Genomic DNA, 8,597 nt, shown 5'->3' on the forward strand with positions numbered 1-8,597 from the left:
CCTGCAAGACTGGAGCCATGAGCCTGCCCTTCGAGAGCGCGTATCGACACGGGTTCGCCCGCGTCGCTGCCTGCACGATCCCGGTCTCGATCGCCGACCCCGCGGCCAACGCCGAGGCGGTCCTCGCGACGGCACGCGAGTGCGACGCGGAGGCCGTCGCGGTCGCCCTCTTCCCGGAGCTGTGCCTCACCGGCTACGCCATCGACGACCTCGTCATGCAGGACCCCGTGATCGACGCCGTCGTCGCCGCGATCGAGCGGCTGGTCGAGGCATCCGCGGATCTCCTGCCGGTGCTCGTCGTCGGGGCGCCGCTGCGCCACCGCAACCGCCTCTACAACTGCGCCGTCGTGATCCACCGCGGCGAGCTGCTGGGCGTCGCGCCGAAGTCGTACCTGCCCACCTACCGCGAGTTCTACGAGCGGCGCTGGTACGCGCCGGGCGACGACCAGGGCGACCAGGACATCCGCATCGGCGCACTCGAAGCGCCGTTCGGACCCGACCTGCTGTTCGAGGCGCTCGACGTGCCCGGGCTCATCGTTCACGCCGAGGTGTGCGAGGACGTCTGGGTGCCGATCCCGCCGTCGTCGAGCGCCGCACTCGCGGGCGCCACCGTGCTGCTCAACCTCAGCGGCAGCCCGATCACCATCGCTCGCGCCGAGGACCGCAAGGACCTCGTGCAGTCGCAGTCCCTGCGCTGTCTCGCCGCCTACGCGTACGCGGCCGCCGGAAGCGGCGAGTCGACGAACGACGTCTCGTGGGACGGCCAGACGATGATCTACGAGGGCGGCAACCTGCTCGTCGAGACGGAGCGCTTCCCCGACGGGCCGCGCCGCTCGGTGGCCGACGTCGACCTCGACCGGCTGCGCCAGGATCGCCTCCGCCAGGGCACGTTCGACGACAACCGCCGGGCCACGCAGGCGGATGCCGCCTTCCGCACCGTGCACTTCCAGCTCGACCCGCCGCAGACCGACGTCGGGCTGCGCCGCACCCTCGACCGGTTCCCGTTCGTGCCCGACGACCCCGCGCGCCTCGCGCAGGACTGCTACGAGGCGTTCAACATCCAGGTCTCCGGCCTCGTGCAGCGCATGCGCGCCATCGGCGGACCCAAGCCGGTGATCGGCGTCAGCGGCGGGCTCGACTCCACCCACGCGCTGCTCGTGGTGGCGCGCGCCATGGACCTCATGGGCCGCCCGCGCAGCGACATCCTCGCCTACACGATGCCGGGCTTCGCGACGAGCGAGCACACCAAGTCGAACGCCATCGCGCTCGCGGAGTCGGTCGGGGCGTCGATCGAGACGATCGACATCCGCCCGCTGGCGATCGAGATGCTCGAACGCCTGGACCACCCGTTCGCCGACGGCGAGCCGGTGCACGACATCACGTTCGAGAACGTGCAGGCCGGCCTTCGCACCGACTACCTCTTCCGCCTGGCGAACCACCACGGCGGCATGGTCATCGGCACCTCCGACCTGTCGGAGCTCTCGCTCGGCTGGGCGACCTACGGCGTCGGCGACCACATGAGCCACTACGCGGTGAACACCGGTGTGCCGAAGACGCTGATCCAGCACATCATCCGCTGGGTGATCTCGCACCGCCGTGACGAGGGCGGCTCGACCGAGCTCAGCGACAGCGCCCGCGAGGTGCTGCAGTCGGTGCTCGACACCGAGATCTCGCCCGAGCTCGTCCCCGCCGGCGAGGACGGCAAGATGCAGTCCACCGAGGACCGCATCGGCCCTTACGCACTGCACGACTTCACGCTGTACCACGTCCTGCGATTCGGCTTCCGGCCCTCGAAGATCGCGTACCTCGCCGCGCACGCGTGGGGCGACAAGGACGCCGGTGCCTGGCCTCCCGGCTTCCCCGACGAAGACCGCTACGCGTACGACCTCGCCACGGTCGCGAAGTGGCTGCAGGTGTTCCTCCAGCGCTACTTCGCATTCGCGCAGTTCAAGCGCTCGGCGATCCCCAACGGTCCGAAGGTGTCGCCGGCCGGCTCGCTCTCACCCCGCGGCGACTGGCGCGCGCCGTCCGACGGCAACGCGCGCGTGTGGCTCGCCGAGCTCAAGGCCGCCCTCCCCGAGCTCGTCGAGGACTGACCCGACAGGCCTGCCCGACCGCGCGCGGCCCGATCCGCCGCAGTGGGCTCAGGCGGGCGGCTGCGTGTAGGCGAGCGTGATGATCCAGCTGTCGCGCGAGAGATCCGCCAGCCGGTAGAAGACGTTCCGGTCGGGGATCCAGCCCTTCGTCAGCGGGCTGTCGAGCCGCACGTGATCGGCGGCGACGCGCGCGCCGCGTCCGTCGGCGTCGCGGACGGCCTGCACGCGCGTCCAGTGCGCGATGAGCTTGGAGAGGTCGTTCTCGTCGAGCAGATGGGAGTGGCGCTTCATGAGGTGCATCTCGGCGTCATCGGGATGCGCGTCGCGCAGGTCGAGCCCGAGCGACACCTCTGGGTCGGTGACGGCGACGACCGTGGCCGCGCGGAAGTTGACGTTGCGGATCTTCAGCGGCAGCTCCCTGCCGCCGACCTCGGCGATCAGCTGGGTGTGGAAGCCGAACGTGCGAGGCGCTTCGCGCTCGACGTGCACGTCCTTCGGCTCGACCCCGAGCTGGGCGGCGACGATCTCCTTGGCGAGGAGCCGCTTGCGGTCGTGGTCGGGCAGCTTCGGATCCCAGCCGAGCCGCGCCGTGATCCCCGCCGGAGTCTCGAGAAGCACCGATTGCATGATCCACCTCATTCTCCGCGGTCCGTCCGCACCTCCATCCTGTCCCCGCGCCGCACGACGAGGAAGATCGCCACGCGCCCGCCTCCGGTCTGCGTGCGAAATGAGCCCGGTGGGCGTCAAGCCCCTGTCGACCCCGGTGGGCGGTGGACAGGATGGGGCCATGGCCAGGCGTGCTGTGGTGGTCGGCAGCGGTCCCGACGGGCTCTCTGCCACCGTCGTGCCCGGCCCCGCGGCGCCCGGTGTCGACACGGGGCGCAGGGGGTCCGCGCCGTGAACGGCTTCGCCGCGGTCGACTTCGAGTTCGCGCGCCAGGTGCTGCAGCGGGGCGTCGCCGCGCTGTTCGTCGTCGCATTCGTGTCGACGCTCAACCAGTTCCGTCCGCTGCTCGGCGAGCACGGGCTGCTCCCGGCGACCGAGCTCCTCGAGTGGGCGCGTTCGTCGAAGCGCGGGCAGCGGCTGCTGCGGCCGACTCTGTTCCGCCGGCTGAGGTACAGCGATCGGCGGCTCGTCGCACTGTGCGTGGCGGGCGTCGTCGTCGCGGCGGCGCTGGTGATCGGCATCCCGCAGCTCGGCCCGCCGTGGGTGCCGATGCTCTGCTTCCTCGGCCTGTGGTTCGGCTACATGTCGATCACGAGCATCGGCCAGACCTTCTACGGCTTCGGGTGGGAGATGCTGCTCCTCGAGGCCGGGTTCCTCGCGGCGTTCCTCGGGTCGGATCGACAGCCTCCCCCGACCGTCGTGACCGTCCTGTTCTGGTGGCTGGTGTTCCGGCTCGAATTCGGCGCGGGCATGATCAAGATCCGCGGCGGCCGCGAGTGGCGCGATCTCACGGCATTGATGTACCACCACGAGACCCAGCCGATGCCGGGACCGCTCAGCCGCCAGGCACACCTGCTCCCGTCCTGGTTCCATCGCGGCGAGGTGCTCGGCAACCACTTCTCGCAGCTCATCGTGCCGTGGTTCCTGTTCGCACCGCTCCTCGGGCTGTTCGTTCCCGGTCCCGTCCCGGCGATCATCGGCGCGGTGGCCGCAGCGATCGTGATCGCGACGCAGGCGTGGCTCGTCCTCACCGGCAACTTCGCCTGGCTCAACTGGATGACGATCGTGCTCGCCTTCTCGGCGATCGGGCTCCCGGGGATCGGCGCCGCGCACGCGCCTGCGGCGTCCGATCCCCCGTGGACCCTCGACGGGATGCCGGTGTACTGGCTCGTCGTCACGTGCGCCGTGGGCGTGCTGTACCTCGTGCTCAGCTGGTGGCCGCTGCAGAACCTCTTCGCCCAGCGACAGCTCATGAACGCCTCGTTCAACCGCTGGCAGCTCGCCAACGCGTACGGCGCCTTCGGCACAGTGACCACGCAGCGCATCGAGATCGTCGTCGAGGCGACGACCGACGAGGATCCGGATGCCGCGACCTGGCGCGAATACGCCTTCAAGGGCAAGCCGGGCGACGTGCGCCGCATCCCCCGCCAGTTCGCGCCGTACCATCTGCGCCTGGACTGGCTGATGTGGTTCCTGCCGCTGGGGCGCTCGCTCGAAGATTGGTTCACCGCTTTCCTGGTGCGGCTGCTGGAAGCGGATGCCGCCACCCTGCGCCTGCTCGCACACGATCCGTTCGCGGGCGAGCGCCCGCGGTGGGTGCGGGCCGTGTCGTACCGCTACCGGTTCACGACGCGCGAGGAGTTCCGCCGGACGCACGACCGGTGGGTGCGCGACCGGCGACGGCCGGTCATGGGACCGGTGTCCCTGCGCCGTTGAGCGCGCCCCGCGCGCCGCGCTCGGGGTCATGACACGCGGCATCGCGCGCGACGTGACCGCGCGTCGCGCCACCCCAAGTGACGGTCAGGGCACCGGGGAGTCGGTGGCCGACGACCGCGAGCCGACCCTGCGGCGGGCCGTCAAGTCGACGATCGACACGATGAACGCGAGTGCGAGGAAGAGCCCGACCGACACCATCCCGAACGCGTACGCGTCGTGGTAGACGACGAGGTTGTCGTGGGAGCCGGACTCGCGGTAGATCGCCGCGTAGAACAGCGACAGTGCGACCGCGGTGCCGACGGCGGCGCCGATGCGCTGGCCGAGCTGGCCGACTGAGCCGGCGACGCCGCCTTGCTTCACCGGGATCTCGGCGAGAGTGAGGGTCTGGTTCGGGGCGATCACGAGGCCGCCGCCGGCGCCGCCGACGGTCATGATCGCGGCCATGATGTAGGGGGTCCACTCGGGCGGGGCATACAGCGCCGTGAGCATGAGGCCGCCGACGCAGGCGAGCATGGCGACGAGCCCCCACACCACCACGACGCGGCCGTGGCTGCTCACCAGGTTGCCGCCGACCCACGAGGTCACGGCGCTCGCGAGCGCGAAGCCGATCGACACCATTCCCGCGTACACGGGTTCGAGCCCCAGACCGATCTGCAGGAACAGCGTCGTCACGAGGAACATCGCCGGCGCCGCAGTGAAGTACGCCGTCTGCAGCAGCGTGCCGTTGCGATACGACCCGATACGGAACAGCTTGAGCGGGATGAGCGGCTTGCGGCCGCGCGCCGCATAGTGACGCTCCCAGGCGATGAACGCCGAGACGAACAGGGCGAACGCCACGAGGAGCCACCAGCGCGCCGGGTTGTCGGTCGGTGCGCCCGTCGTGAAGAGGAACGGCCACATCAGCGAGACGACGCTCGCGCCGAACAGGAGGACGCCGACGGGATCGAGCTGCACACGGCGGTGGGATCTCGTGCGCGTATCGGGCAGCAGCCACAGCGCGAGTCCGATGGCGGCGAGACAGAGCGGCACGTTCATCCAGAAGATGAGCCGCCAGCCGTCCGTCGGCCCGCCGAGCGCGATGAGCAGCCCGCCGAGCGTCGGGCCGAACGCCGTCGCGACGCCGATCGTCGCGCCGAAGAGTCCGAAGGCCCGCGCGCGCTCCCTGCCCTGGAACAGCTCCTGCGCCATGCCCAGCACCTGAGGCATCTGGATGCCGGCGGCGACGCCCTGCAGCAGCCGGCCGACGAGGAGCACGGTCGCGGTCGGCGCGAGGGCGCACATCACGCTCGTCACCGTGTACAGCGAGAGCCCGACGATGAACAGCGTGCGGCGCGAGCGCTGGTCGCCGAGGCGGCCCATCGGCACCAGCACGAGACCGAAGGTGAGCACGAACCCCGACACGATCAGCTGCAACTGGGTCGAGCTGGCACCCAGCACCTCGCCGATCGACGGCAGGGCGACGTTCACTTTCGTCATGTCGAGGATCGTGATCGCCGCCACCGAGACGCACACCCAGAACGCGCGCCAGCGGGCGGCGGGCGAGATCGGGATGACGGCGGTGGTCGGCGGCACGGCGCGGGCCATGCTCGTGGTCTTCGCGGTTCTCGATTCGGACTCAGGCATCGTGCCCAGGCTAGCCCCGCTTCCGTTGTCGGCGGGTGGATCGCGCTCGGCATCCGTGTCCCGGCGGATCGGCCGCGGCGTCCGCTGGATCGGGTGCGGCATCCGTGTCCCGATTTCGCTCGCCGGCGGCGCCCTCAGCGCCGCTTTCTGGGACTCGCTCCCGAGAAAGCGGGACATGATGGGAGTGTGAGACTCCTCGTCGCCGCCCTCGCCTCCGAGCTCGTCGCGTTTCCCGACGACCTTCCGGGCTTCGACCGCCTCGTCACCGGTCCCGGCAAGCTCCAGGCCACCTACGCACTGACACGGGCGCTCGATGCCACGACCTACGACGAGATCGTGGTGGTCGGCACCGCCGGCGCGATAGACGGGCGGCTCGACGCCGCCGTCTACGAGATCAGCGCGGCCCTGCAGCACGACGTCACCGACATCGACGGCATCGTGGGCCAGCACGTGTCATTGCCGCCGCTCGTCGAGCTCGAGGCCGAGGGCGTCACCATCGCCACGGGCGACCACTTCGTCGACGACGCCGAGGCGGTCGCGGTGATCCGGCCGCTCGGCGCCGGCCTGGTCGACATGGAGACGTACGCGTACATCTGGGTGGCGCAACGGTTCGGGGTGCCCATCCGCGTGCTCAAGGCGGTGTCGGATCGCGCGCAGGATGGTGCGATCACCGACTGGCATGCCGCGGTGACCGCGTGCAGCCATCAGCTGCGCGACCGCATCCGCGCCGATTACGACGTCTGATCCCGCTCCCCCTGGACGGGATCAGACTTCGCCCCGGCTGCTCCTCGGCTGGGGGTGCCGATCCGCAGCCGCAGCGGATCACGACACCCACTGCGTCTTCTGCCAGGTGAGGGCGGCGAGCGTCGCCTGACCCGACAGCGAGGGGTGGAAGTAGTCGCGCGTGGAGAGGTCTGACTTCACGAACGCGTAGTTCGCGACGGCGAACCCGTCGAACCGGCATTTCGCGGTCGCGGCGCACGCCTCCGACAGCGCCTGGTTGTACTCGTTGACCCGCTGCTGCACCGCAGCGCGCCGCTGCACATCGGCGGTCCTCGTGCTGCTCGGGTTGGCGAGCATCGACTGGCAGGTCTGCAGGATGCCCCATGCGAGCCGCGCCGAGATGCTCGACTTGTTGAGGTCGTACAGGCGCTGCAGGCTGGGGATGCTCGCGACGAAGATCTCGGGCGATGCGCCACTGGCCGCCAGCGTGCTCAGCGCGGCCTGCACGTTCGCCTTGAACGTGGTCGTCGGGGTCATCGCCCCGACGGTTCTCGTGCAGGCGTCGTTCGCGCCGATCTCGACGGTGACATACTGCGCCGCCTGGTTGATCGCGGCCTGCGCCTGCCCCGGCAGGGCCGCCGACGACGCCCCCGACACGGCGTTGTTGGATGCGGCGAGGGCCGTAGCACCGGCAGCCCGCAGCCGCAGGAAGTGAGAGTTCACCGATGACGTGGAGCCCGTCGACCAGCTGTTCGCCGCACACGACGTGAGGCTCGAGCACGTCATGGCGGCCTGCGTGATCGAGTCGCCCAGCGCGGCCATCCGCACGACCTGCGACGGGGCGGGAGCGGCATAGGCGGCGGAAGCCGCGCCGAGCGTGCCGGTGAGAAGGAGAGCGGATGCCGCGACCGCGGCGATGGCGCGGCGCGCCCGGGTGGTGGAACGCATGTCGACTCCGTACTTCGTCGTGACGGGTGGGCGTGGCGGACGACCGCAGCCGGTCGGGTCGGCGGTCGGGCGGGACCGCGGAATCCCCCAGGAGCGCGATCTGCCGCGAACGATACACCCGTGCATCGTTCGCCGACAGTGGGAGCGTTCCCTACGGCAGTCAGACGCGGGCGACGTCGTCCTGCCTGATGACGCTCGGACCCTGGGGTGTCGCCTCGACGGCGAGCTGTGCGGGCAGCTGCTCCTTCATCGCCGCGACGTGGCTGATGACCCCGACCATACGGCCGCCCTGGCGCAGCTCGTCCAGGGTGCGCATGGCCAGATCGAGGGTCTCCTCGTCGAGCGAGCCGAAGCCCTCGTCGACGAACAGCGTGTCGAGCCGCACTCCGCCGGCACGGGCGGTGACCACCTCGGCGAGCCCGAGCGCCAGGGCGAGCGACGCGAGGAACGTCTCGCCGCCCGACAGCGACTGGGCGGGACGAGCCTGACCGGTGAAGGCGTCCATGATCTCGAGGCCGAGCCCCGATGCGGCGCCGCGCGCAGCGCGCGCATCGGTGTGCTGCAGTCGATACCGCCCCGACGACATGTCGCCGAGCCGCAGGTTCGCCGCCGCGACGATCTCTTCGAGCTCGGCGGCGAGCACGAAGGTCTCGAGGTCCATCTTCATCGTGTTGGGAGCCCGCCCCGCCACGGTGTCTGCGAGCCGGGCGACCGCGGCGGCGTCGGCGGCGCGGGCGGCCACACCCGCGTACGCGTCGTCGATCTGCAGCGCCAGGTCGCGCAGGCGTTCGACGACGGTGTACGCGTCGCGCTCGGCGCGGAGCG

The 8,597-nt window shown here is 70.7% G+C and carries 7 protein-coding genes; 3 read left to right on the forward strand and 4 right to left on the reverse strand.

Translation table 11 applies throughout. The features are described 5' to 3' along the window. The first annotated feature begins 17 nt into the window (after positions 1–17). Positions 18–2,096 (forward strand): NAD(+) synthase, encoded by a 2,079-nt coding sequence (locus VIP82_RS10600; protein ID WP_331908328.1) that lies wholly within the window; start codon positions 18–20, stop codon positions 2,094–2,096. A gap of 48 nt (positions 2,097–2,144) precedes the next feature. On the opposite strand, the gene VIP82_RS10605 is transcribed toward VIP82_RS10600, so the two are convergent. Next, positions 2,145–2,723 (reverse strand): hypothetical protein, encoded by a 579-nt coding sequence (locus VIP82_RS10605; protein ID WP_331908330.1) that lies wholly within the window; start codon positions 2,721–2,723, stop codon positions 2,145–2,147. 270 nt (positions 2,724–2,993) lie between these two features. On the opposite strand from VIP82_RS10605, the gene VIP82_RS10610 reads away from it, so the two are divergent. After that, complete coding sequence (locus tag VIP82_RS10610) at positions 2,994–4,478, forward strand: lipase maturation factor family protein (RefSeq protein WP_331908332.1); 1,485 nt, start codon at positions 2,994–2,996, stop codon at positions 4,476–4,478. A gap of 84 nt (positions 4,479–4,562) precedes the next feature. Here the strand turns inward: VIP82_RS10610 and VIP82_RS10615 are convergent, their stop codons facing one another. Next, on the reverse strand, positions 4,563–6,101 hold the full coding sequence (locus VIP82_RS10615; RefSeq protein WP_414684656.1) for an MFS transporter: 1,539 nt from the start codon (positions 6,099–6,101) through the stop codon (positions 4,563–4,565). Between the two features lie 186 nt (positions 6,102–6,287). On the opposite strand from VIP82_RS10615, the gene VIP82_RS10620 reads away from it, so the two are divergent. After that, complete coding sequence (locus VIP82_RS10620; RefSeq protein WP_331908333.1) at positions 6,288–6,845, forward strand: phosphorylase family protein; 558 nt, start codon at positions 6,288–6,290, stop codon at positions 6,843–6,845. Between the two features lie 78 nt (positions 6,846–6,923). On the opposite strand, the gene VIP82_RS10625 is transcribed toward VIP82_RS10620, so the two are convergent. Further along, the gene (locus VIP82_RS10625; protein WP_331908335.1) at positions 6,924–7,772 is read right to left on the reverse strand and encodes an SGNH/GDSL hydrolase family protein; all 849 of its coding nucleotides are present in this window, start codon (positions 7,770–7,772) and stop codon (positions 6,924–6,926) included. A gap of 160 nt (positions 7,773–7,932) precedes the next feature. Further along, the coding region (locus tag VIP82_RS10630) for an SbcC/MukB-like Walker B domain-containing protein (RefSeq protein ID WP_331908337.1) at positions 7,933–8,597 on the reverse strand (665 nt) is incomplete at its 5' end.

The sequence above is a fragment of the Microbacterium sp. genome, assembly GCF_036566905.1.
GTDB lineage: Bacteria > Actinomycetota > Actinomycetes > Actinomycetales > Microbacteriaceae > Microbacterium.

Coding starts and splice junctions, on each gene's coding strand:
- VIP82_RS10600 (WP_331908328.1), top strand. CDS start 18: ATGAGCCTGCCCTTCGAGAGCGCGTATCGACACGGGTTCGCCCGCGTC.
- VIP82_RS10605 (WP_331908330.1), bottom strand. CDS start 2,723: ATGCAATCGGTGCTTCTCGAGACTCCGGCGGGGATCACGGCGCGGCTC.
- VIP82_RS10615 (WP_414684656.1), bottom strand. CDS start 6,101: ATGCCTGAGTCCGAATCGAGAACCGCGAAGACCACGAGCATGGCCCGC.
- VIP82_RS10625 (WP_331908335.1), bottom strand. CDS start 7,772: ATGCGTTCCACCACCCGGGCGCGCCGCGCCATCGCCGCGGTCGCGGCA.